1 protein-coding gene and 2 pseudogenes are annotated in these 1,726 nt (G+C 31.7%); 2 read left to right on the forward strand and 1 reads right to left on the reverse strand.

The genetic code is table 11. From position 1 onward, the window contains the following. Nucleotides 1–55 precede the first annotated feature (55 nt). Nucleotides 56–307 (reverse strand): annotated as a pseudogene (locus BQ5209_RS10905) (transposase); the annotation flags it as partial. Nucleotides 308–437: 130 nt separating this feature from the next. On the opposite strand from BQ5209_RS10905, the gene BQ5209_RS10120 reads away from it, so the two are divergent. Together BQ5209_RS10120 and BQ5209_RS10910 are read left to right on the forward strand one after the other, a co-directional pair. After that, on the forward strand, nt 438–1,316 hold the full coding sequence (locus tag BQ5209_RS10120; protein WP_085248674.1) for a hypothetical protein: 879 nt from the start codon (nt 438–440) through the stop codon (nt 1,314–1,316). A 103-nt stretch (nt 1,317–1,419) separates the two neighbouring features. Beyond that, nucleotides 1,420–1,726, forward strand: a pseudogene (locus tag BQ5209_RS10910) (transposase); the annotation flags it as partial.

The raw sequence follows: 1,726 nt of genomic DNA on the forward strand, positions 1-1,726 counted from the left end.
TGATTTTGTTGTAGTTGCTGTGCCCACGTTTTACGAGCCTTTGTGGGCACTAAAGCTTTTTTATAATTTCTTCCTGAAGCTGGGATTTTAAGCTCAGTTCGGCAAACATCTGCTTAAGCTTGCGGTTTTCGGCCTCCAGCTCCTTTCAGCGTTTGATGTCCGAAGTTTCCATACCACCGTATTTATCTCGCCATTTATAGAAAGTTGAATTACCCATGCCATATTTACGGCACAGTTCTTTAACGGGAATACCGGCTTCAGCTTCTTTTAAAATAGCCACGATTTGATGTTCAGTCATTTTTTTCATAATTAAATCCCCTTTACTTTTATCATGGAGAATTTTCTACTTTTTTGTTGTACTATTTTAGGGGGTAGTTACATTAAGATCTCTGGAAAAATAAATTTTATTTTACAAAAAAAGGATAGAAACTAAATATATGATGGACACTAAACTTGAAACATGTTCGTTATGCAATAAAACGTCTATTTTAATGGAATCTCATTTGATTCCTAGATTTGTTTATGAATGGATCAAAAATACATCTAAAACACCTTATATTAGATCATCTGAAAATATAAATCAGAGACTTCAAGATGGTCCTAAATTTTATTTACTTTGCGAAGAATGTGAACAGTTTTTATCGAAATTGGAGGATGAATTCGCAAAAAATTTTTTTAAAAAAATAGCTAACTATCGTAACCAAAGTACAACACTAACGGTCACAGAAAACATGAAAACTCTAATTCTATCTGTTTTCTGGCGATGCCTTATTATATATAAAGATAATGAAAACGACAGAACAAATGAAGATACAGAAAAATTATTATTATTGATTGAGGATTTAAAAAGACAAATTAATACTAAATGTGATAGTAAAATCTATTTTTTACCTTTTTATGGAAAAGAACCTTATTATGATATACCTCAAGAATATATATATTTATTAGAACGCTGTATTCAGCCAGCAGATGCTAGATTTTTAGATGAACCTCATAGATGGTATGTTGTACTTAAATTACCTTTTATGTATTTTTATATATTTTCTGATGGATTTTCTGACGCAGAAATATCAGGGGGTACAGAGTTCACTATTGGAAATATAGAAATTGATAAAATCAATACTCTTCCTCAAATACTACGTGCTTACATTGATAACGATTATAGAGAATTTTTAAAATCTAAAAAAGATATGTCTCCAACAAATATAGAAAAAATTTCAAGAGATATGATGAAAAGTAACTCAAATACAGGATCAGATAAATCATTATATCGTTCATTAGGAAATAAAAAAAGGTGTATATTCATAGATATTTGACACTTGATTGGTAATATTTATAAGACATTTGTAACTACCCCCTAAAATAGTACAGCAAAAAAGTAGAAAATTCATCTATGATAAAAGTAAAGGGGATTTAATTATGAAAAAAATGACTGAACATCAAATCGTGGCTATTTTAAAAGAAGCTGAAGCCGGTATTCCCGTTAAAGAACTGTGCCGTAAATATGGCATGGGTAATTCAACTTTCTATAAATGGCGGGAAAAATACGGCGGAATGGAAACTTCGGACATCAAACGCTGAAAGGAGCTGGAGGCTGAAAACCGTAAGCTTAAACAGATGTTTGCCGAACTGAGCTTAAAATCCCAGCTTCAGGAAGAAATCATAAAAAAGCTTTGGTGCCCACAAAGGCACGTAAAACGTGGGTACAGCAACTACAACAAAATCA

It is taken from the genome of Gilliamella mensalis (genome assembly GCF_900103085.1).
Taxonomy (GTDB): domain Bacteria; phylum Pseudomonadota; class Gammaproteobacteria; order Enterobacterales; family Orbaceae; genus Gilliamella; species Gilliamella mensalis.